The sequence below is a fragment of the Specibacter sp. NPDC078709 genome (assembly GCF_040686795.1).
In the GTDB taxonomy this organism is placed as follows: domain Bacteria; phylum Actinomycetota; class Actinomycetes; order Actinomycetales; family Micrococcaceae; genus Specibacter.
This window is the reverse complement of record NZ_JBFBLU010000004.1, coordinates 233,550-255,445: the sequence shown is the minus strand read 5'-3', so window position 1 is coordinate 255,445 and position 21,896 is coordinate 233,550. Positions and strand designations below refer to the sequence as shown.

Sequence of the window (21,896 nt, the reverse complement as noted above, 5' to 3'; positions counted from 1 at the left end):
AACTTGTGTGTTTCGTGCCATGAGTACGATGAAGCCATGATCACCCATGAGCAGTCATCGTCGGTTCCGCGGGTTTCAGTGGTTGTCGGTGCCGCGGTGGACCCGCACGTGATTGGTGCCATCAAGAACGTGGACAGCACCATTGATGTCCACCATGACCGACACTTGGACACGGCGGCGCGTCAGCGGGTGCTGGCGGACGCGGAAATCATGTTCGGAATTCCGCCCGGCACGCCTACGCAATTGGAGGGGCTGCTGCACGGTGCTGCGGGACTGCGCTGGGTCCATGCCACCAATCAGGACGAGCTTGGGAGGCTGCAGCACGCTGAGCTCGGTGAAGAAGTCCGGGAACGCGTGCTGATCACGGGACCGGGCCGGACTCATGCCGGGGCGCTGGCCGAATTTGCCATGCTCGGCCTGCTGGCCTTCGCTAGGCACGGCCACGACGCGAAGCCCGGCACCTGCGCATGGTCGGGAACCGGGCGCCCGTCGGAACTTGCCGGCCAGACGCTTCTCGTCGTGGGGCTGGGCGGTGTCGGTGCTGAAGTCGCGCGTCTGGGAAAGGCATTCGGGATGAGGGTCATGGCCATGACCCGGACGGGCAACGACCACGCACCCCATGTTGACGAGCTTCGGCCAGCACGTTTTTTGGGGGATATGCTCCCGGTCGCCCACGCCGTCGTGCTGGCCTTGCCACTGAACAGGGAAACAGCAGGACTGATCGGTTCCCAGACGGTCCGCAAAATGAGATTCGACGCCGTCCTGGTCAATGTGGGGCACGGCGGCGTTCTCGATGAGCAAGCACTCGTACGAGGGCTTGAACAAGGGCAGCCGGCAGCAGTTCTGTTGCACGCGTATTCCGCTGCCCAGCTGCCGGGCAACAGTGCACTGCGGTCGATGCCCAACGTGCTCATCAGCCCCCTAGCGGCTGCAGACACGCGCCAGGAAAACGCTCGCAACACGGAGCTCTTTACCGCAAACCTGCGCCGATACCTGCGTGGCGAAAGCCTATCGGGGCGCATCCTGCCCACTGTCTAACGGGGGTCCTGCTCACTCTCTAACCGGGGTCCTGCATTCTTCGGGCCGGCATTCTTCGCGTCGGCGAGGACCTCGGCCAGGGGGATGGAGGCATCGGCGAGCTTCACGCCGTCGACCTTCAGGCCCGAACGGACCAGGTCCTTGATCACCTCGGTGACATCCCAAATATTGACGTTCATGCCGGCGAGCACCTTGTGGTCCTTGAGCCAGAAAACAACGAACTCGAGCGTGTCCTTGTCCCCGCGGAAGATGACCTGGTCCCAACTGCCCGGGTCCACATGGCCGGCATACTCCATGCCCAACTCGTACTGGTCGCTGTAAAAGTACGGCACCTCGTCGTAGCTGGAGTCCAAACCCATCATGGATCTGGCCGCGACAGCTGGCTGGCTGAGCGCGTTAAACCAGTGTTCACTGCGGATGTGCGCGCCCAGTAACGGGTGGAAAGCGTTCGCGACATCCCCGGCCGCGAAAATGTCCGGGTCCGACGTGCGCAAGTGCTCATCAACTTTGATGCCGTTGTCCACAAGCAGGCCGGCGTCCTCGGCAAGGGATGTGTTCGGCGGGGCCCCGACACCGACGACCACCAGGTCCGCATCCGCCTGCGTGCCATCGTTGAGCTGCACGCCCGTCGCCCTGCCGTCGGCATTGATGATGATGCGCCGGACGCGGGTGCCTGTCCGCAGGTCCACACCATGAGCCCTGTGGAGACGGGCGAATACCTCGGCAGTTTCCCTTCCAAGAATACGCAGCAGAGGGACGTCACCGCGCTCCAACAGGACCACCTCGACGTTGGCCGCGCGGGCCGCGGCAGCTACCTCCAATCCGATCCACCCGCCGCCGATGATGACCACGCGTTTGGCCGTGGTGAACGCAAATCTGAGCTGCAGGCTGTCCTCGACCCGGCGCAGGTAGTACACGCTGTGAGGTCCGGCGTCGGGCAGCTGACGGGGGGAGGCTCCTGTGGTCAACAGCAGCTTGTCGTAAGCGAGGCGATTTCCGTTGGCCAACTTAATTTCCCGCTGAGTGCGATCGATGGCCGTGACCGTGGTGCTGGTGTGAAGTTCAATGTCATGATCCGCGTACCACTGCTTCGCATGGACGTAGATCTTTGCCCTTTCAGAGGTGCCCTGCAGAAAGCTTTTGGACAGCGCGGGCCGTTCATAGGGCGGCTCAGGTTCCGCCCCGAACAGCAGGATGCGCCCGTTGAACCCTTCGGTCCGCAGTGCTTCCGCAGCTTTTGCGCCAGCAAGACCGGCCCCAACAATCACGAAAGTTGGCTGTGCACCCATGGGTTGGCTCCTTGTTGGATTCCGGGGATTCCACTATTTGGCATCTGCCGTTACTGCCGACTCTACTGCCAGACGAGCTGTGTGCGGGTGGTGTGACCTGGCGGCTCAGTGGTGGATGAAGGCTTCCATGGCGTTGCCCACGCTCACGCCCCATGCGCGGGCTCGGGCGTGTTCGCCGTCGTCAAGGGTGTTGTCCTTGGACACCAGGAAGCTCTCCGGCGAAATGACGGCGCGCGAGCCTCGTTCCTGGCGCCGAGTGTTCCAGCGTCAGATTCCTTGATGCGTCGTTGGCCCAAGTTGTTGCTTCGTCGCGTGAGGCGGGCCTTGTCATGCCATGCACATGGGTGGGTCCACCGAGAACCACCAAGTTGGCGGACGGCTCTCCGTGGTTCGTGGTGAATTCTGGCTTCGTGTCCTTGAACATAGGTGGCCCGTAACCCTGTTGTGATGGACGTTCTGACGCATTCATCACAACAGGGCTACGGGTCACTTATGAAGTGACAGATAGTCGCTTGTCCAATGGTGCCTTTGATAGGACCGTCTGTCGTGCGCTGACTGGACGGATAGAACTGGGCGGATAGATTTGGAATTGGTGGCGCTTGCGCCGTTCCACCGAACCTCTGCTGATGCTTGAGACGCGTAGATCCTTGAGCCATGAAGCGAAACTATGGCGCAGCCTGCCCGCTTAACACCATCTATGGTAAAAAGATCACTATGCGCCAGCAAAATCCAAGCGAGCCCCACTCCAATCCTCTGAAACGCGATCTGGAGACGCTCGACCGTGAGGTGGACGAGCTCACCTCGGAGTTGCGCATGGTCATACCGGGTGTGACGGTGCTTCTCGCGTTCCTGCTTGGTTTGCCTTTCACATCGGTGTTCGCTGACCTCTCCGAGCTTCAGTCCGATGTTTACTTCGTCGCTTTCCTCTCCACCGCTGTGTCCGTCGTTTTCTTACTGGGCGAAGGGGCCTATCATCAAGTTCGAGGTAAGCCCTACAGCAAAGGTCGGCTGTTGAAAACAGCAACCCGGCAAATGGTGACCGCGTTGATATTGCTGGGTATCTCCTTCAGCTCGGTGGTGTTCTTGGTAACCGATCTACTTTTCGGACCTATCCTGTCGATTCTGGTAACCTCCGGAATCGCTATTTTGATCAGTGGTGTGTGGTTCGCCCTACCGTTATCTCGTCGTATCCGCAATGATCGATGAACCAACGCGGAGCGCATAAATAATCTACGGGGAGTAAAAAATGGGAGTGATTCGTAGATGCAATGTCTGGCCAGACCTCCCCGACGAGCCAGGTATCAACCGAGCCCGGCATCAACGCCCTCAATAACCTCCCGCTGGACATCAGGCAAGACAAAGTTAGCCAGAAGACAGCGCAAAATTGGGTCAACCCAGAAACTCCCATTGAGGAGATTTTCCCAAGTGAAGTTGTGCTTCTGATAGACCCTCCCGATCTGAGGTGTTGACAATGGAAACACTTTTCCTCTTGGGCTGTCCTGGACCGCGACGTACTGAGCCGGATTCCGCATGTTTCCGCCGGTGCCCAGTCTTTGCAAGGGCCAAAGTCTGGTTCAAGTCCCACCTCGGGCGCATGTTTGAAGAATGGCCTCCTAGAACAGTGGCTCATTTTTCTTTTCCCGCCCGTTTGCAGAGTTTGCCAGACCGTTGTCTTCAAGTGCGGCGCTACGCGTCACCTGCGCTGATTTTGATGTTCGTCACGGGCGATTCCTTCCTGCTATTGCCGAGGGTGTCAGTGGGCACCGTCCAGTAGAAACGCGCAGTGACTTCGGGGACGCGCAACACCGGCAAACGGGGTGAGCCCGTGACTACTCCTTGCCCAAGTGTTTGAATGGGAAAAAAGGAGGCCACTCATGTCAGGGAAATTCTCCGTAGGTGACCACGTTTCATGGAACTCCGAGGCCGGCCGGGTCTCCGGCCACATCACCCACGTCCACACCGCAGATTTTGATTACAAAGGGCATACCCACAGGGCGTCCGAGAAGGATCCGCAGTACGAGATCAAGAGCGATAAAACCGACCATATTGCCGCCCACAAGGGCGGCGCGCTCCACCTGATCGAGGGCAAACAAACTGCATCAAAAACGTCAGGGAAGTCTGGCAAGTGACGGGTGAGGCGCCGCTTCTAATCGCCACGATCGGACACTCGAACCGGTCGCTGGAGGAGTTCCTGGAACTGCTCCAGGAACATGGAATTGAACAGGTGCTCGATGTTCGGAAGTTGCCGGGATCCAACAAGTATCCGCAGTTCAACGCCGACACTCTCAGTGAGTCTTTGCGCGAGCAGGGCATCACGTTGCTGCGCAAGGAGGCGCTGACGGGGCGTCGGCCCGTTAGTAAGGTCATCCCGTTCGAGGTCAATGCCTGGTGGCAGGTCCGCAGCTTCCATAACTATGCAGACCACGCCCTGTCGGAAGAATTTCGCCAAGCTTTGGCCGAGCTCCAAGAGTTGGCTTCAGAGCGTGCCACGGCCTTGATGTGTTCGGAGGCTGTTTGGTGGAGGTGTCACCGGCGCATCATTACCGACCACCTGCTCGCCCACGACGTGAAGGTGCTGCACATCCTCGGCCACGCCTCATCGAAACCGGCAGAGCTCAGTGAAGGAGCCGTTGTCGGGTCGGACTTGCAGCTCAGCTATCCCGCGCCCGAGAAGAAATCGTAATGCCTCGCGGCGAGTTCGGCCAGCAGATCCCGCCACGCCACCGAGGGGGGCCAAACTTGCGGGTCAGCTAGCCCGGTGCAAAGCTAGCCCGCTGCAAAGCTAGCCCGCTGCAAAGCTAGCCTGCCGCAACCCCGAGCGTGTCATCCAACCAATCGAGGACCCGCTGGTTGAGCAGCACCCGATTGCCCGTCTCGCAATGCCCGCTGCTGCCTTCCTCTGCCGTGAACCGCATGAAGGTTTTGGGGCATTCCAACGCATCGTAGAAGGCTTCCGTGGCCTCAGCCAGGGGATCTCCCTCGGCTGAGGTGAGTAAGGTGGGGCACTGAATGCCGGCGATCCTGTCCTTCAGTGTGAATTGCGCCGTCTTGGTCATGAAGGAACGAAGGTCAGAAACATTGTTCGCCCAGAAGCCGCGCTGCACTATGCTCCAGCGCAGCTTCCGGTCCGCCTGGATGGCCTTCCGCATGACCGCAATGGTTTCATCCGTGAGATTGTTCAGGTCGGCGATTTCCTCGGCAGTGGCGCCGAACTTGCCGGCGAAGGCGCGGACGGAATCCCCAAGGTCCAGCTGTCCCGGATCTGCGATGCAGGCGGCCAGCCGATGTTCCGCCGTGGCTGCCCGGGGCGCCAGGTAGCCGCCCAGACTCCAGCCGCTGAGCGCAATCCGGGAGACGTCAACAATCTCCACCGTCTGGGCGTAGTCCACGACGGCCGAGATCACCACTTCCCAGTCAGGGCGTAGCGCCAGGCCCTGCTTGTACAGCATGGCACCCTGCCCGGGACCGTCGAACATCAGCACGTGGTAGCCGCGCTCAAGGGCCGCGACTCCGGAGGCGAAATACATGTCGGTGATCGTGGCGTCGTAGCCGTTGTTGAGGATCAGCAAGGGCCTAAGCTGGCTTTCGTGCCCGGTTGCGGGAATGAGGTAAGCCGGCAACTCGACACCCTCATAAGGTATTCCGACCTGCTGCACCGGAACCTCTCTCAGCTCCATCCCGCGCCCAAATGCGGCCATCTGCTTGCCGAACGCCGCCACCAGCCGAGGATCCGGGGGGCGCACCAAACAAGGGGTGCAACGAGGTCGCGTACATTGAGCTGGCCCTCAGGAAAATCTCCCGTGCGCTGACCCGGTGCCCGCCGGCAAGTGCCGCCTCGGCCTGGGCAACCTTGGCGTCCCCGGCCGCGACCCACCCTTCCAGGAATGCAGCGTCATCGCCGTCACTCACGGCACGTGCGACGGCGGTGATCTCACCCATGGTGGGTCCGCCGTACGGGATGTAGGCCACCGGCCACTGGCCGAATTCGTCGTGGAACTCGCTGTCAAACAGTGCGCCTCGCCGAAACGGTGCTGCTGATTGTTCATTCATGGTTGTCCGTCCTTTCACATGCCCGCGGCGTTGCGGGCGGGGGAACAGCTCTCCATCAGGGCCGCCGGACACGGGATCAGGGTTCGGCCAATGCGCCAAGCAGGGCAGCGAAAACCGCAGGTGCAGGGCCGACGGGCCCCGCCGCGCCGTCGAACGTCACATCACTGTTGACCACCACTATGACCGTTGTGCCGGAGGTGTAGTTGTGGAAGAGGGACGTGGTGTAGCCGGGGATGGCCCCGTCGTGGCCCCACCATCCGTCCTTGTCGCCGATGCCGATTCCATAGCCGGCGGTGTCGGAGTACGACGGCGGGATGTCCCGGATGATCGAATCGTGGCGTTCCTGCTGGGTGGCAGGCTCGAGAATGCCGGTTCCCGTGAACAAAGCTGCACCCCATGTGGTGAGGTCTTCGAGCGTGGAAATGACCTCACCGGCTGTGAAGGCGATGGTTGGACTGAAGTTGGTGGCATCCGTCCTCTGCCCGGCTGGCATGCCCTGGTCGGTGATTCCGCTCAGGTGCGGGGTGGGGATCTGGGACGTGGTGGGGAAGACCGAATGGGTCATGCCGAGCGGGTCGAACAGCCGTGCCTGGAACACGTCCGCTATATTTTCCCCGGTGACCTGTTCAATGACCATGCCCAGCAATACGTAGTTGGTGTTTGAATACGCCCAACCGTGTAGGGGCTCAAAATCGGCCGGCTTGTCCTTGACGACGTCGACGAGTTCCTGCGGCGTCCATGCCTTGTCCGGGTTGCTGAATACTTGCTGCTGCCAGCCGGCGTCTGCGGTGTAGCTCGGGATGCCGCTGCTCATGTCTGCGAGCCAGCGCAGTGTTGCGGTGCTGCCATGAGGCATCCCGGGTACATATTTGTCGATTGTTTCGGTCAGAGACAGCTTCTTCTCCGCCGCGAGTTGCAGAAGAATGGTCGCCGTCATGGTCTTGGTGAGGCTGCCGATCCTGGTTGCATCCGTGGCGGAGGGTTGTTCGCTTTCACTTTTCCCCCGGGTGCCTGAGGTGCCCGTCCAACTGCCCCGTGGCGACACGACCCGGGCAATCACCCCCGGAAACTGGCCTGCTGAGCGCGTGTCATCGAGCGCCTGCTGAAATGCGGAGGTGGTTTGGGGGTCAAGCCCGGCCGTTGAGGTGGTGTTGAAAAACGCGGACGACGGCGTAGGGTCGGACGGCGTAACTGGTGGCATGGTGACTCCGGTGAATTTCTCAACGCGCAACTGCACATGACCGCGGGTTCTCGGTTTTAAGCTGGTGTTTGTGCCATCCTAACCCCGGCAGTGCACAGATGATAGGGCCACGGCGGACCCGCGGTTCCTACAGCTCCGCGATAACGATCTTCTTCATGGCGAGCATGCGCTGATAAGCGCCAGGGTGCTGCATGAGTTCAGCCATATTCTGGGGGACAATCTGCCAGCTGACCCCAAAGCTGTCCACGAGCCAGCCGCACTGCTCGGCCTCCGGGACGGTGCTCAAGGCCTCCCAGAAAGTGTCGATCTCGTTCTGATCCGTGCAATCGACCTCCAATGACAGGCCCGGTGAGAACGTGAAGTCGTGGGCTGTTCCACCATCCATGGCCGAGAACCATTGGCCATCAAGGGTGAACTCGGCGAACATGATCCCGCCGTCATCGCCCTGCGGCACCACCAAGCCCGGGCCGGAGTTCGGGAAGAGTCCCTGATACAGGTCCATGGCCTGTTGCGCCTGCGCGCTCGCCCCAGTGAAAAGGAGCTGCGGGATCACCAAGGGACGCGGTTCGCCGGCCGGGTCGGTCAGCATCAACTGCCAGTTCACCCCGTACCTGTCCTCTACCCAGCCATAGAGTTGGCTATGCGGGTACGCGGCCAGCTCCATACGCACCTGGCCGCCGTCTGCCAGCGCATCCCACATCGTTGCGATCCTCTCACGCGTGAGTGCTTCGTCGCCGTCGAACATCAACGGGTCCATGTTGAGGATGAAGGAAATGGCGGGTGTGGGCCGGAATTCCCCGCCCGCGTTGATCAGCCGGAGCCGGTAGTCGCTGATGGTCACATCGACCACGAGCGGCTGCCCGGCGAGAGCCTGCTGGAAGTCCGGCAGGTTGTCCTCCGGGTAGGACGCCACCGCATCCATGGACGTCTTGGGGAACACTGACGCATAGTAGTGGCCGACGTCGTTGGCGTTGCCTTGGCACCAGATATTGGGCACGATTCGCTGCATAATTTCCTCCTGTGGGCTTTCACAGCATGGCACGGCCACCCGCGTGCTTCAAGGGTTTGGCAGGACCAACTTTGGAGCGGCTTGCCGTTCGGGGGTGTGCGACGGCGGGAGCTACCGTGGCGCTGTCCCGCTCAGTGAGTTGAGTCCCTCCACGGCAGGCTTCGGGACGACATGTGAGGCCAAGATGACGCCGAGAACACAGAAGCTGAAGGGCAGGAGAAAGTCCCACGTCAGGCCTATGTGCGTTCCGAGTCAGCCGATCACTGCCGCCCCTCCGCCAATTGCCGAATGAGCTCCCTGACCGGCAAGTAGCTCATCCCTCCATAGAAGGGCTCGCAAGCCGGACGAAAACAGACGTACCCAAATTGCTTCGCAGCAACTAGCACAGCGTCGGCGAGTACTGATTTCCATGACCCGCTAGTGCCACTGAGCATGACCATCGCTCCCTCAGGACCGGCATCTCGTCTACCTACTCGCTCAAGCGTTCGCTTGATTAGCGCCAACTCAGCGTCACGTCCGTAAAGCCCGCCAACCACTTTGCGAATCATTGACACCCTAGGACGTCGACATCGCCCTGGACCGGCGATAGTGTGCGGATGCTATTGGACGGCTCATGAGAAGGTCAAGGGGCTTGTCTGTTTTACTTCCTACGGCTAACTTTGGCCTCAGACACGTGTACGACTAGTGGTATTTCGTGACCCGTGGTGTTTCTGGAAGGCGGAGGGCTATGGTGAGTGTTGATCTGGCGAGACACAAACGCTGGTGGACGCTGCTAGCTGTGCTTGTGGGACTTTGTCTTGTGGCCCTTGTTTGGTTTGTCATGACGCCAAAAAATGCTCCAACAGGGCAGGTTGACTTGACTCCAAGTTCTACAACAACCTCTACAACTGCGCAGCAATCTTCAGCTAGTCCAGCTCCAACATTATCGGCACCTGTTCTGACGGACACAGCTATCGCTGCCGTGGAGACTGCCCTGAATTCTGGGAATGATGATGATATCCGGCGGGTACTGCCGATGACTGACAAAGAGACAGTCGCCGCTGAATTCACGAACCACATGTCTGCACTGCGATTGGTTCTGGATGCCTCCAGCATGACCGTTGTTGACACTGGGCTGTGGGAAGTCAAGGCGGCGGACGCCTCGGGCGAAAGCTGGGACTTGGGAATAGTCTTGGTCGATGATTCTCCGGGGTTATATCGGAGCAGTAGGATCTGGACTTAACGTTCAGCTCTGGAACTGAATGCACCGTCATCAAGGAACAACAGCCAAGATTCGATCGTCCTCAGCGCCCGGGTTCCCGCGTCCGTCGGTGTTGTTCGTGAGAAACCACAGGGCTCCGTCCGGCGCAACCGTGACGTCTCGAAGACGTCCGAACTCTGCGCTGAAGTAGCTGGTAGACGTGGAAGGGTCGGCCACCGGAACGGCGCGCAACACTTGGCCGCGCAGGTTAGCGATGTACAGCATCCCATCGAGTTGAGTCATGCCGCTGGGGCTGGCTGCCTCGGGTGCCCACTGTTGGACTGGGTCGGTGAAGCCCTCGGCGGTGGCGATCCCTTCCACCGTTGGCCAGCCATAGTTGGCGCCGGCAGTGATGACGTTCAGCTCGTCCCAGGTATTCTGACCAAACTCCGTGGCGAACATGGTGCCATCCTCTGCCCAGGCAAGCCCCTGCGGATTACGGTGCCCGTAGCTGTAGACGAGCGACCCGGAAAAAGGGTTGTCCTCCGGCACCGCGCCGTCGGGGGTCATCCTCAGGATCTTGCCGCCGAGGGAATTCAGGTCCTGGGCCAGGTTGCGCGCTCCGGCGTCGCCCGTGGTGGCGTAGAGCATGCCGTCGGGGCCGAAGGCGATACGGCCTCCGTTGTGGTTACTGGCGGAAGGGACCTTCTCGAGGATGGTGTCGGCTTGCCCCAAGGCTAGTGATCCTGGCTCGCCAGTGATGGTGAACCTCTCAATTCTGTTTCCTTCGGCCGTGGTCGAGCACACGTACAGGCGCCCTTGCTCATCGACGGCCATGCCCAACAGGCCACCTTCGCCTGCGGCTTCCACGCCTTCAATGGTTCCGATTGCGCGAGCAGTTCCGTCCTTGGCCAGCTCCAGGACGCGGGCGCTGTCACGTTCGCTCACCAGCGGCGTGCCGTTGTGAAAGACCACTGACCAAGGTGCGGCCAGCCCCGTGGAGATGGTTTCCGTTCCTCCCATGCCCGACGGCGGTGACGCCGGCGGTGTTGCTGTTGTGCACGAGGCAAGCAGGATGCTGGCACTGAGGCTCACGCCCAAGAAAGCGGCGGCGGAAGAACGGCTTCGGGTCATGGCTGGCTCCTGAGGTCATTGCGCGGCTAGTTAGCGTTCTTTTCCTTCAAGATTTCGACAAGGTTGCGGTGTCGATGACGAAGCGGTAGCGGACATCTGAGGACAAAACGCGTTCGTAGGCTTCGTTGATTTGATCAGCGGAGATGACCTCGATCTCGGCGCCCAGTCCGTGCTCGGCACAGAAATCGAGCATTTCCTGGGTTTCACGAATGCCGCCGATGGTGGAGCCAGCGAAGGAACGCCGTCCCATGCTCAGGGAGAACGCCTGGACGGGGAGGGCTTCCGGCGGGGCACCCACCAGGACGAGTGTGCCGTTGAGCGTGAGCAGCTTCAGGTAGGCGTTGATGTCCACGGCGGCACTGATGGTGCTGATGATTAAATCGAAGCTGCCAGCCAACGCGGTGAACGTCTCAGGGTCGCTCGTCGCATAGTAGCGCTGGGCACCGAACTTGAGTCCGTCGTCGCGCTTGCTCAGGGTTTGGGACAGGACGGTGACTTCGGCACCCATGGCGGCAGCGATTTTGACGCCCATGTGGCCGAGCCCGCCCATGCCGACGATCGCGACCTTCTTGCCCGGGCCCGCGCCCCAGTGGCGTAGCGGCGAGTAGGTGGTGATGCCGGCGCAGAGCAACGGGGCGGCGACGTCGAGGGCCAGGCTGTCGGGGATGGTGACGACGAAGTTTTCCGTGACCACCACGTGGGTGGAATAGCCGCCTTGGGTGATGGTCCCGTCGCGGTCGACGGCGCCATAGGTTCCGGTGTTGCCGGCCAGGCAGTACTGCTCCTCGCCAGCCTGGCAATGGGGGCATTCGCCGCATGAATTGACCATGCAGCCCACGCCGACCCTATCGCCCACGGCATGGCGGGTGACGGCGGAGCCAACCTCGGTGACGATGCCAGCGATCTCATGGCCAGGGGTTAGTGGATAACTTTGCGGGCCCCAGTCACCGCGGACGGTGTGGATGTCCGAGTGGCAGATCCCGGCAAACTTGATGTCGATGAGGACATCGTGCGGACCAATATCCCGGCGTGTGAGCGTGTTCGGTACCAGAGCTTCGGTGGCGGAAGGTGCAGCGTAGGACTTGACGGTAAGCATGATTCTCCTGGTGTGGGTTCTGCGAAAACGATGATCAACGCGATCGCGGCCAGACTCACCCTGAAGAGGAGAGAAGTAGCCCGATGTATTTGCCGATCAGACTAGTGCCAAGCACGCCGGTTCCCAAGAGGGCGGATCGGGTACGTTTTGCCTGATTGATTGGTGTCCTGTCAATGTTCCTATGACTAGTCTAGGTGCGGCTTTCATCGGGTACCGCCTTCATCTGACTATGGAATGCTGGAGTCATGACCCAACAAAACACGGCAGCCGCTCGACGCCGGTTCGCTACCGCAGCCATGGCAGGCATCCTTCTCTACGTTCTAGTCGACGTGGTGCTCCAATTTCTGCCACCGCACTACAGTGTGATCAGCGACGCCGAAAGCAATCTGGCCGTGGGACCGTTCGGGTGGATCATGAACCTGAATTTTCTTGGCCGGGCCGTCACCACCGTCTGTGCATTAGTCGCCATCAACCTGATCGGTCCGGACACGATGCCCCGCCGAACTGGAACGTGGCTGATGCTCGCCGGAGGCCTGTCGTCAGCCATACTGGCATTCTTCCCCACCGATGTTGAAAATGGGGACGGAATCTTGGAGGTGACGACCGTGGGCACCGTTCATCTCTACGTGGCGGCCGGTGGATTCTTGGCAGCACTGGCCGGGATCTGGGTGCTCACGCGCTGGATCCGGTCGAGCCATGAGCTGGCCAACGCATACCCGGCGGCATTGGCCTTCACCGTCATTGCAGGCGCCGGACTCGCATCGCTGATTCTGACCACCATCATGACTCCGGAGCTGCTTGGGCTCGCCGAGCGGATCTGCCTGGCCGGTCTGTTGGGTTGGGTGCTGGCGGTGTGCGCGGCCATCAGGAAATTGCCCCTGCGGAACGCCCCAGAATTTACTGCCCCTGAGTTTGGTGCCCCTGAGATGGTCGACGGCGGTGCGGGGCCGACTCGATCGATTCGCTGACAGCACGCTGGGGTGCTTTGCTCTGGAGTCGCGGAGTAGTATGACGCCATGACCAGCGGGGAGCATGGCAACAATGATGCCAATAAACCAAGCCTGTCCACGGCGGGCCAAGCGAAAGGCACCTTCGAGCTTCACGAAGCCATGACCGGCAGGGCAAGCCCCGCGAAAGCAGCGGTCGGTGACAAGCCGGTCTTCGCCTACATCGCAAGTCTTCCGCAACCACAGCGTGGTCTTGCCGAGGCCATCGATGAGCTGGCGGCCAAGACCCTGCCCGGGCTGCAACGCTCCGTCAAGTGGGGCATGGCGTATTACGGCGTAGGCGATGGCTGGTGTTTCAGCAGCGGCGCCTTCGTGGGCCATGTCAAGCTCATGTTTGTGAACGGGGCCGCACTAAATCCTGTCCCGCCCGTGACGCCGGTGGGGATGGGCAAGTCGACCCGGGGTGTGGAGATCACATCCCTAGCCGATGTAGACGAAGCCCAGATCGCTGCGTGGATGAAGCAGGTCTCGTCTGTCCCCGGCGTCGGCGGCAAGAGGCACTAGGCGCTAGAGCAATAGCCCAGGATGCCCCTGCAGATAGTCGCTGAGCAACTCGTGCAATCGGTTGCCAACCGCTAGGGTGGGTGCTATCTATCCGCATGATTCAAGAGCAAGGTTGGTGCACATGGCACAGACATTTTTTCAGGTTGTTGTCCGTTACACGGTGAAGTCCGGCGAGGTTGATACGGTCCTGCAGCTGCTTCGCGAAATGGCTGCGGCCACCCGCAAAGAACCTGCAAACATGTCCTACGAGTTCTTCCAGGGAGCCGAGAACCCTGAACAGATCGTCATCTTGGAGCGTTACACCGACGCCGCCGGATTTGCCGCGCACCGCGAGTACGAACACATTGAGCGGATCGGCGCAGCACAGATCATTCCGCGTCTGGCCAGCCGGTCCATCCAGACCTTTGAGAACGCTACCGACTCTTAGTCAGGACCCAGTTGGATCGGCCCAGCTGGCCCCTCGAATTCACTGCCCTACGGATTCACTGCCCTATGGAGCTCAGTGACGGGGGAGCGGCCGCCAGCAGGGAACGCGTGTACTCATGCTGCGGCTCCGTGAACACCGATTCCGTCGCCCCGGATTCAACCACCTCGCCCGCGCGCATGACCAGCACGTCATCACTCATGTGTCGGATCACGGCGAGATCATGGGAAATGAACAGGTAGCTCAGGTCAAGGCGCTGCTGCAGCTCGTCCAACAGATCAAGCACCTGGGCCTGCACGGAGACGTCCAACGCCGAGACCGGTTCGTCGCAAATCAGCACCTTCGGGTTCGGGGCGAGGGCACGGGCAATGGCCAGACGCTGGCGTTGTCCGCCCGAGAGAGTGGCCGGATTGCGCTGTGCCATCTCGGGCGTTAAGCCCACCAACCCCAGCAACTCCTTGATGCGTCCGGTGTAGGCGCGCGGGTTCCGCGTCTGCCCAAAACTGAGGGCGTCAGCCAATACCGCGCCGGCGGAAAGACGCGGATCGAACGACGACAACGGGTCCTGGTACACCGCGCCCAACGATGAGCGGCGGCTTCGACGGGCCCGCTCAGGCACCTGGCTCCACGGTTCACCGAGTAGTTCCACGGTGCCGGAATCGGGCGGCAGCAAGCCCAGCGCCATCCGGGCCGTGGTGGTTTTTCCGGATCCAGATTCGCCCACCACGCCCAGAGTTTTGCCCGGCAATAGCTCGAAATTGACGTTTCGCACGGCCTTGAAATTGACGGACTTGGACAGGGGGAAACTCTTGGCCAGCCCCCGTGCGCTCAACAGAGGATGTACGACGGCGGCCACCTCACCTTCCGCCTCTAGAGACGCCACCTCACCTTCCGTCACCCTAGGTGTCTCAGGTGCCAGGGGTGCAATTTGTAGCAGTTGGGCCTCACTGCTCACAGGGGAGAGCCTGGTAAAACGGGGCTTGCCAGCCGGAACCGCCGCCAACAGCGCCCGCGTATACGGGTGTTGCGGATCCTTGAAGATTTGTTCGCGCGGTCCACGTTCCACGATGCGACCGGCCTGCATGACGGCAATGGAATCGGCCACGCTGGCCACGGTGGCAAGGTCATGGCTGATCAGCAGCATGCCCGAACCCGATTGGCGAAGCTCACCCAGTAACTCCATGACGGATGCGGCAATAGTTGCATCCAGGGCTGTGGTGGGCTCATCGGCGATGATGAGCCGCGGGTCGAGCGCAATCGCCGACGCGATCAGCGCCCGCTGACGCATCCCGCCAGAGAGTTCACCCGATCGTTGGGATGCCCTGCGGACCGGATCATCCAGACCAACGGCCGCCAATAGTTCAACCACGCGTGCCGCACGCTTCGTGCCGGAACCGTGCGTGTGCAAACGCAGGGCGTCGTCAATTTCCTTGCCCACCGTCCGCAGCGGATCCAGCGAGGAAAGTGCATCCTGAAGGATGAGCCCCACCTCTTTGCCACGGAGTGCGCGCCAGTTTCGTTGCGAAAAGCTCTTTGCGTCCTTGCCTACAACGTCCAGGGTCGTGGCGCTCACTCGGGAGCCGGGCCCGGCTAAACCAATCAAGGATCTGGCGGTCACAGATTTACCGGACCCGGATTCACCTACCAGGGCCAAGCATTCACCAGGGTTCACCGTGAAGGAAATGCCGCGTACAACGCTGTTACCGCCGAAGGAAACCTCCAGATCCTCGACCCTCAGAAGAGGATCAACCAGCAGGGGTTCAGTAGCGTTCATCGGGTACCTGCTGACTTCATGGTTCGGGATAGGACGGTTGCGGCAGCGGCAACCAGCACAATGGCCAGACCAGGGAAGAACGTCATCCACCACGCCAGTGAAAGGTACGTGCGCCCGGCCGAAAGCATGGTGCCCCATTCAGGGGCCGGCGGCGGAGAACCCAGACCCAGGAAGCTCAAAGAGGCCGCCCACAGAATCGCCTGACCCAGCCCCAGTGTTGCCAAAACTGCCAACGGGGCCAGTGCGTTAGGCAAGATGTGAGTGAGAAGGATTCGTGACCGGCGTCGTCCCAGAACCGTGGCGGCCTCCACCATGGGCGAGGTGCGCAGCGCAATGATCTGCGCGCGAATCATGCGGGCGTATCCGGGCGCCGAAGTCAGGCCAACGGCGATCACGGTGGTGGTAACCCCGGGCCCCGCCAACGCAATGAACACCAGCGCCAACAGCAATCCAGGCAGGGCAAAAAGCACCTCAAGGACGCGGCCCACACCAAAGTCCAGCCACCGTCCACCAAAGCCGGCTATCGTACCCAGCACCAACGCCAAGCCCAGCCCGATCGCCGTCGCAGCAGCTCCGATGAGTAGCGAGGACCGGGCTCCATGAATGATGCGCGAGTAGATGTCGCGCCCCGATTCATCGGTGCCCAGAAAATGCCCGGGGCCCGGCGCCGAGAACGCTTGCGTAGGGTTAATGGCCAGTGGATCCACGGGGGCGAGAAGGTTGGGCGCTATGGCGGCCAGCACAAAAAAGAGTAGTACGACGGCGGCCACAAGCCTGGGGATGTTCGGGGCGTGGATGCTCATGACTTGCCAATCCGAGGATCAACCAAGCGTTCGGCAACATCGGAAAACGCCATGATCAAGACGTAGGCGGCGGCCGAGAAGAGGGCCACACCGGTGACGAGGGGGATGTCCCGCGCTGTGACGGCTGAGAGTAGTGAACGGCCCAGACCTGGCCGGGCAAAGATGGATTCAACCACCACCGCGCCGGAGAGAAGAGACCCCAACGCCCAGCCGGAGAGCGCGATCCCGGGCAGCGCAGCGTGCCGCAGGGAATGCCTCAGCAGTACACCAGTTTCCGATTCTCCGCGTGCCCGGGCTGATAGCGCAAAGGCTGAACGTTGGGCATCGGCCATGGTGTCTCGCATGAGCTGACCCATGAAGCCGGCCAGTGGCAAGGCCAAGGTGATGACGGGCAGCACCAAACCTGAGGGCGTATTGGTACTGACCGGCGGAAGCCACCCCAGCATGGTGGAAAACAGCATGATCAGAACGCTGGCCAGCCAAAAGTGCGGGACGGCGGCCGAGACTATTTCCAGTCCAGAGCCCAGCGCCGAACCCAGCGAACCGCTGCGCGTGGACAGCACTGAGACCACCAACGCCAAGACCCACGCTACGAGCAGAGCAAGTCCAGCGAGGATGAGCGTGGACGGCACCAGCTCGGCAAGAACCTCTACGACGGGACTCTTCAAGGAATACGAGGTGCCAAAGTCCCCTTTAGCCAGTCGCCACAGCTGGCCAAAGTACTGCACGTACAGCGGCTGATCCAAACCATATTGGGCACGGGCTGCGGCCAGGGCTTCGGCCGAAGCCTGCGACCCTGGACCGCCCATGATGGCCTCGGCTGGATCCCCGGGAATCATCCGGAGTCCAAAGAAAATTGCCGTAGCAACGGCCCAGAGCACAAAAATTCCCCCAGCGAGCTTGCCCAACAGCCAACGCACGGCGGACGCAGCCCGCCCAGCAACACCGGATGACCCAGCAACACCGGATGGCTGGGCAGCGCCGGAGGTGCCGCTTGGGATCTGCGTGGATTCAGTCATGATGTGCTCTGGAGAAATGCGGGCTAGTTAGCCAACCAGGTATCGAAGAAGATAGGTGAGGCCACGGCGGTGGTGGCGCCTACGTTCTTGAGCTTCTCTGAGTAGAGGAAGTGGTTCTGCTGATCGTAGAGCGGCAACAGGTAGTAGCCCTCAAGCACCTTCTTCTGTGCCTGCGTGTAAAGATCCTTGCGCTCGGCTTCATCCTTGGTGGATCCGGCCTGCTCCAGCAAGGCGTCCAGTGCCGAGTCCTTGACCTGGGACAGGTTGGCGAAGTAGCCCGACGGTGCAGGGATGGTGGAATCAGAATGGAAGAGAATGGACAGCACGCTAGGACCAACCTTGGTGTACGGAGCGGAGACCAGGTTGTAGCTGTTACTGAACAATTCGCCGTACCAGCTGGAGATATCCAGCAAGTTGATCTTGATCTCGATGCCTGATTCCTTGGCCGTTGCTTGCATCTGCTCAAAGAGTGACTGCTCGGCGGGGATGGACTGGCTGGTGCTCACGGGGAAGGTCAGGGAGAGCCGGACACCGTCCTTGACGCGGTAGCCCTGCGAATCGCGTTCACTCCACCCGGCCGCGTCCAACAGTTCGCCAGCCTTCGTGGGGTCGTAATCGAAGAGCGACTCCTCTGAATACGCCAAGGGCTCCACGCTCGAGAGCGGTGAGTAGGATCGCTTAGCGGTGCCGAAGAACAAGGAGTCAACGCTCGCGTTCACGTTCACTGCATGAATGAAAGCCGCACGGACTTTTTCGTCATTGAAGGGGGCCTTGGACGAGTTCAGCTCAATCCGGTTGGCTGCTCCGGGGCGAGGTGCGTCCAAGTGCTTGATGGTGGAAGTCTTCACGGCCGTGGCGATGGCGTCCGGCTGGGCGTTGTCAATGATGTCTACTTCACCGGCCTGCAGTGCAGCGTAACGCGTAGCTGCCTCGGGGATGAAGCGCCAGGTGATGGAATCCAGGTAGGCCGGTCCTGCATGGGCGGCGTTTGAAACCGGCAGGACGTAGTCGGCGTTGCGGACCATCTGCACGGAGTCCTGCTTCTTCCAAGACTCCACCTTGAACGGTCCGGTGCCCACGGGAGCTGCACAGTTTTCTTCCTGGGTTCGCTTCAAGGCTGTGGGGGATTCGATCGCCACCCATGGCATGGAGAAGGACTCGAGCAGGGAATTGTCCGGCGCCTTGAGCTTCAGTTCGAGGGTGCTCGCATCGACGGCCTTCATTGACGCGATCTTCCCCAGCGCAAGGTAGCCGGTGGAGGATGCCGTTGCAGGGTCCAAAAGGTGTTCAAAGTTGGCCTTGACGGCCGCGGCGTCCAAGGCGGTGCCATCGGTAAATTTGATGCCGTCTCGGATCGAAACAGTCCGCGTCAGCCCGTCCTCGGACACCGTGGAATCCTTGGCGAGCCAAGGGATCAGCTTGCCGTCCGCGTCCTTGGTGTACAGCGTCTCCAAGTACTGCGAGGCAACCAGAGCCTGAGGATAGTTACCGCCAACGTGCGGATCCAGGCAGCTAGGCTCGGCATCGCCGGAGGCGTAGACAAGGTTCCCACCGGTGACAGGTGAGCCGGGATCGGAGCTGCCGTCCGGCGTCGTACTTGCGGGTGTACAGCCGGCAAGAATCAGGGCTGCGGCTAGAGCTGTTGCAGCCGGGAATAGTTTGTTGGCCAAGGGGCGAGCGAGAGTCATGACAGTCTTCCTGCGAACCGGTGAGTGGAGCGATGCGGGTGCTCACGACGTCGGTCCTCACGGGCCGTAGCCTCGAGGCACGCAGCAGCGGGCACCGCCATCAACCTTAGCGCTGTAGGGGAGCGGGTGCAGTGATATATGAGGCAGCTCATATCTGACCCGGTACGCCTGCCACCTCAGGACACCTGGGACTCTTTCCAGAAGGCGAGGTGTCCGGAGAAATCCTTGCCCACGCGGTCGATCCCGCGGAGGTAGGGCGTGAGGTAAGCCCAGACTCAGGCCCAGCCGGGGTCGGGGAGTTCTTTGGCATTTACTGTGATGATGTAGTGCTGGCACTCGCCCTTCTGCGGACAGGTGTAAGCAGGACGAATTGCCTCGCAGCTGCCACTAGCATAAGTCTCGATTCACCGACTGACTAGGGTTTCACGCCGTGAGCACCGACAGGGGTGGTGGAATGAGGATTACTCTCGAGTATGAGCGGTTTGCCTGGTAGCCGGGTGCCGTAGTGGGCTCCGCTGAGATAATTTCATCTGGTACTGATGTGCCATTGTTTATGCTGCCGTGTGTGTCCTCAATGTGGAGCGAAAAATGACCCGTTTAGAGCCTGAACCCGCTGCGGCGGAACCGTCCGGGGCGAGTCGAGCCTCTCGCCGCGACCTCCGGGCTCACCGCGGCGACATCACCATCTTCTGGGCGGCACAGATTATGTCCCTACTCGGGGTAGTCGCGACCATCCTGGCGAACGTGGCTACGGGCACCATGGTGCAGCATGGGCATCCTGCTTACGCGATTTTACTTGCTGTTGTTCTCCTGACAAGCGCGGTGTTTGCAGTGCACTATTGGTTCAGGTCCACAGCTATTCATCGCCGGTTGAAGCCGCTTAGATGGGTCGGGATTGTGACGTCAGCGGCGGTTCTGGCCGTGGTTTGGTGGCTAGTTCCTTCGGCCGCAACGGAGCCCTCGCTATCAGCGATGCACTCCGATGCCACGGTTAGAATCACTGAGTCCACGGATCAGATAGTGCTCGGTCCCGCTGGAACTGCGAACGAAGTGGGCGTGTTTTTCCAGCCAGGTGCTCTGGTCGACGCGCGCGCCTATGTTGCCATTCTTCGGCCCTTAGCCGCAGCTGGACACACAGTCGTCGTTGAGAAACAGCCGTTCGGCATTGCCTTCTTTTCCCTTGGAGCTTTTGACGCTGCACGGGATGGCCATCCACCCGTTATGCAGTGGGTGGTTGGTGGGCATTCACTCGGGGGCGTGGTCTCGGCAATGGATGCCGAGAACTTTGCCACTGTACCCAAAGATGCCGTGGTGGGCTTGCTCTTCTTGGCTTCCTACCCGGCAACAGAGATGACTGCGTTGGGTGTTCCGGTGCTGTCGGTCTCCGCATCGAATGACGGACTGGCCACGCCGGCCAAGATCAATGCCGCCAAGTCCCTGTTGCCCGCAGATACCAACTACAAGGTCATCGACGGGGCCGTCCATTCAAACTTCGGTGACTATGGTCCGCAATCTGGTGATGGTCAGCCAACCATCAGTGGCGACGCCGCCCGCGCCCAGATTTCTGCTGCCAGCGTGGCATTCGTGGACATGCTGAGCAAGTAGCCTCGCTGCGCCGTCATCGATGGAAGTTGCAAGTCAAGGAAAAGCTGGCTCCCACCACCTACAAGTGCGGACACAGGATTCGTGAGGATGATGGGCAGCAGGTACTTCATCGGGGCATAGAGAGGGGTAAGCCATGGCGACTCGAAACAGCGGCAAGAAGGTGGCTGCGGGAATCACCGCAGCAGTGACCCGTGGCAGTTTTTCAGTGGTTGGCATCGCGGCAGTCGTCGTGGGGCCGCCACGGTTAGTCCCACGGTTACCTCAGGCACAACCCAGAACGACGGCGTCCAACAGGACCAGCTGCCAGACACGGACAGCGGAACGAGTGCAAAATAGCTACGGCAACAATTCCGGCGGCAACTCTGTCCAGCCTGGCACCAGCTCGCGTTGACCAGAGTTAGTCGACTTCCAGTCAGCGAGCGTCTTTTCGCCTGAAAGTAACGTGAATGGTGCCGCTCTCGGCCACCTCTGTCCTCACGTGATGGGTGAATTCAAGTCCGCCCAACCCATCCCAGAGTCGAGTTCCCCGACCCAAAATGATCGGGGCCACCATGAGATGCAGGTCATCCACCAGGCCCGCGCGTAGGAAGCTGCGCGCCGTGCCAACCCCACCGCCGATCCTCACGTCCAAGCCACCGGCCGCCTCGGTGGCTTCGGCGAGCACATCCTCGATTGCCGAATTCCTGAAGTGGAAAGTTGTTCCGCCTTCTAGAGGGATCATCGGACGGGGCGCAGAACTGCTAAGGACGTAGACCGGGCAGCCAAAAGGTGGCCGGGCACCCCACCATCCTTGCCACTGCGGATCGTTGGGAAATGAGTGCAGGCCGAACATACCCGCACCCATGATCTCGGCGCCTATACCGTCAAAGAACGCGGTGGCGTAGGCGTCGTCGACACCAGTGGTGCCGGCCCCACTGGAGTCGTTGAAGACAAGTTTGTTGAACGTGCGGGTTGCTGCGTAGTTCGCTGTCAGGCGCCCCCAGTCCTCACCCATCGGATTTTCAGCGGATTGCTCCGTCGCCGAGGTGAAACCATCAAGTGAAACGAACAGATCGAGTCGAACGCGAGTCATCCT

Annotated in this window: 21 protein-coding genes; 9 read left to right on the top strand and 12 right to left on the bottom strand. The window is 60.9% G+C overall.

The genetic code is table 11. The annotated features are described in order from the left end of the window. Nucleotides 1-36 precede the first annotated feature (36 nt). Complete coding sequence (locus tag AB0P14_RS09865) at nt 37-1,038, top strand: NAD(P)-dependent oxidoreductase (RefSeq protein ID WP_363841119.1); 1,002 nt, start codon at nt 37-39, stop codon at nt 1,036-1,038. Here AB0P14_RS09865 and AB0P14_RS09860 read toward each other — a convergent pair. Next, on the bottom strand, nt 1,035-2,327 hold the full coding sequence (locus AB0P14_RS09860) for an FAD-dependent oxidoreductase (RefSeq protein ID WP_363841116.1): 1,293 nt from the start codon (nt 2,325-2,327) through the stop codon (nt 1,035-1,037). The genes AB0P14_RS09865 and AB0P14_RS09860 overlap by 4 nt on opposite strands. Nucleotides 2,328-2,981: 654 nt before the next feature. On the opposite strand from AB0P14_RS09860, the gene AB0P14_RS09855 reads away from it, so the two are divergent. The 3 genes from AB0P14_RS09855 (at nt 2,982) to AB0P14_RS09845 (ending at nt 5,010) form a co-directional block, all read left to right on the top strand. Continuing rightward, nucleotides 2,982-3,533 (top strand): DUF6328 family protein, encoded by a 552-nt coding sequence (locus AB0P14_RS09855; RefSeq protein WP_363841113.1) that lies wholly within the window; start codon nt 2,982-2,984, stop codon nt 3,531-3,533. A gap of 668 nt (nt 3,534-4,201) precedes the next feature. After that, nucleotides 4,202-4,456 carry a DUF2945 domain-containing protein gene (locus AB0P14_RS09850; RefSeq protein WP_363841110.1) on the top strand — a complete coding sequence of 85 codons (255 nt, stop codon included), beginning with the start codon at nt 4,202-4,204 and terminating at the stop codon, nt 4,454-4,456. After that, the gene (locus tag AB0P14_RS09845; RefSeq protein ID WP_363841107.1) at nt 4,453-5,010 is read left to right on the top strand and encodes a DUF488 domain-containing protein; all 558 of its coding nucleotides are present in this window, start codon (nt 4,453-4,455) and stop codon (nt 5,008-5,010) included. Before AB0P14_RS09850 ends, AB0P14_RS09845 begins: the two co-directional genes overlap by 4 nt. Before the next feature lie 115 nt (nt 5,011-5,125). Here the strand turns inward: AB0P14_RS09845 and AB0P14_RS09840 are convergent, their stop codons facing one another. The 4 genes from AB0P14_RS09840 to AB0P14_RS09825 all read right to left on the bottom strand — a co-directional run bounded on the left by AB0P14_RS09840 (nt 5,126) and on the right by AB0P14_RS09825 (nt 8,587). Beyond that, nucleotides 5,126-5,896 carry an alpha/beta fold hydrolase gene (locus AB0P14_RS09840; protein ID WP_363841104.1) on the bottom strand — a complete coding sequence of 257 codons (771 nt, stop codon included), beginning with the start codon at nt 5,894-5,896 and terminating at the stop codon, nt 5,126-5,128. A 61-nt stretch (nt 5,897-5,957) separates the two neighbouring features. Beyond that, on the bottom strand, nt 5,958-6,377 hold the full coding sequence (locus AB0P14_RS09835; RefSeq protein ID WP_363841101.1) for a hypothetical protein: 420 nt from the start codon (nt 6,375-6,377) through the stop codon (nt 5,958-5,960). A 76-nt stretch (nt 6,378-6,453) separates the two neighbouring features. After that, nucleotides 6,454-7,578, bottom strand: coding sequence for a serine hydrolase domain-containing protein (locus AB0P14_RS09830; RefSeq protein WP_363841099.1), 1,125 nt, complete (start codon nt 7,576-7,578; stop codon nt 6,454-6,456). Nucleotides 7,579-7,705: 127 nt separating this feature from the next. Beyond that, the gene (locus tag AB0P14_RS09825; protein ID WP_363841096.1) at nt 7,706-8,587 is read right to left on the bottom strand and encodes a VOC family protein; all 882 of its coding nucleotides are present in this window, start codon (nt 8,585-8,587) and stop codon (nt 7,706-7,708) included. Between the two features lie 1,015 nt (nt 8,588-9,602). Here AB0P14_RS09825 and AB0P14_RS09820 point away from each other — a divergent pair. After that, nucleotides 9,603-9,809: a hypothetical protein gene (locus AB0P14_RS09820; protein ID WP_363841093.1), complete on the top strand. Its 207-nt coding sequence runs from the start codon at nt 9,603-9,605 to the stop codon at nt 9,807-9,809. Nucleotides 9,810-9,839: 30 nt separating this feature from the next. Here AB0P14_RS09820 and AB0P14_RS09815 read toward each other — a convergent pair whose 3' ends face one another. After that, on the bottom strand, nt 9,840-10,901 hold the full coding sequence (locus tag AB0P14_RS09815; protein WP_363841090.1) for a PQQ-dependent sugar dehydrogenase: 1,062 nt from the start codon (nt 10,899-10,901) through the stop codon (nt 9,840-9,842). Between the two features lie 46 nt (nt 10,902-10,947). Continuing rightward, nucleotides 10,948-11,997, bottom strand: a complete 1,050-nt coding sequence (locus AB0P14_RS09810) for an NAD(P)-dependent alcohol dehydrogenase (RefSeq protein ID WP_363841088.1) — start codon at nt 11,995-11,997, stop codon at nt 10,948-10,950. A gap of 245 nt (nt 11,998-12,242) precedes the next feature. Between AB0P14_RS09810 and AB0P14_RS09805 the strand changes: the two genes are divergently transcribed. The 3 genes from AB0P14_RS09805 to AB0P14_RS09795 all read left to right on the top strand — a co-directional run bounded on the left by AB0P14_RS09805 (nt 12,243) and on the right by AB0P14_RS09795 (nt 13,935). After that, a complete protein-coding gene (locus AB0P14_RS09805; RefSeq protein ID WP_363841085.1) occupies nt 12,243-12,965 on the top strand; it encodes a DUF998 domain-containing protein in 723 nt (240 codons plus the stop codon). 48 nt (nt 12,966-13,013) lie between these two features. Further along, entirely contained in the window at nt 13,014-13,508 is a 495-nt protein-coding gene (locus AB0P14_RS09800; RefSeq protein ID WP_363841082.1) for a DUF1801 domain-containing protein, read from the top strand. Nucleotides 13,509-13,629: 121 nt separating this feature from the next. Continuing rightward, nucleotides 13,630-13,935 (top strand): putative quinol monooxygenase, encoded by a 306-nt coding sequence (locus AB0P14_RS09795; RefSeq protein ID WP_363841079.1) that lies wholly within the window; start codon nt 13,630-13,632, stop codon nt 13,933-13,935. Nucleotides 13,936-13,990: 55 nt separating this feature from the next. Here the strand turns inward: AB0P14_RS09795 and AB0P14_RS09790 are convergent, their stop codons facing one another. The 4 genes from AB0P14_RS09790 to AB0P14_RS09775 are packed head-to-tail and all read right to left on the bottom strand — an operon-like array spanning nt 13,991 to nt 19,216. Then, nucleotides 13,991-15,706, bottom strand: coding sequence for an ABC transporter ATP-binding protein (locus AB0P14_RS09790; RefSeq protein ID WP_363841076.1), 1,716 nt, complete (start codon nt 15,704-15,706; stop codon nt 13,991-13,993). Beyond that, nucleotides 15,703-16,509, bottom strand: coding sequence for an ABC transporter permease (locus AB0P14_RS09785; RefSeq protein WP_363841073.1), 807 nt, complete (start codon nt 16,507-16,509; stop codon nt 15,703-15,705). Before AB0P14_RS09785 ends, AB0P14_RS09790 begins: the two co-directional genes overlap by 4 nt. Then, nucleotides 16,506-17,528 (bottom strand): ABC transporter permease, encoded by a 1,023-nt coding sequence (locus AB0P14_RS09780; protein WP_363841070.1) that lies wholly within the window; start codon nt 17,526-17,528, stop codon nt 16,506-16,508. Before AB0P14_RS09780 ends, AB0P14_RS09785 begins: the two co-directional genes overlap by 4 nt. 23 nt (nt 17,529-17,551) lie before the next feature. After that, nucleotides 17,552-19,216: an ABC transporter substrate-binding protein gene (locus AB0P14_RS09775; protein WP_363841067.1), complete on the bottom strand. Its 1,665-nt coding sequence runs from the start codon at nt 19,214-19,216 to the stop codon at nt 17,552-17,554. 588 nt (nt 19,217-19,804) lie between these two features. On the opposite strand from AB0P14_RS09775, the gene AB0P14_RS09770 reads away from it, so the two are divergent. Next, a complete protein-coding gene (locus AB0P14_RS09770) occupies nt 19,805-20,821 on the top strand; it encodes an alpha/beta hydrolase (RefSeq protein WP_363841065.1) in 1,017 nt (338 codons plus the stop codon). A 412-nt stretch (nt 20,822-21,233) separates the two neighbouring features. On the opposite strand, the gene AB0P14_RS09765 is transcribed toward AB0P14_RS09770, so the two are convergent. Then, complete coding sequence (locus AB0P14_RS09765; RefSeq protein WP_363841062.1) at nt 21,234-21,893, bottom strand: dihydrofolate reductase family protein; 660 nt, start codon at nt 21,891-21,893, stop codon at nt 21,234-21,236. Nucleotides 21,894-21,896: the final 3 nt, after the last annotated feature.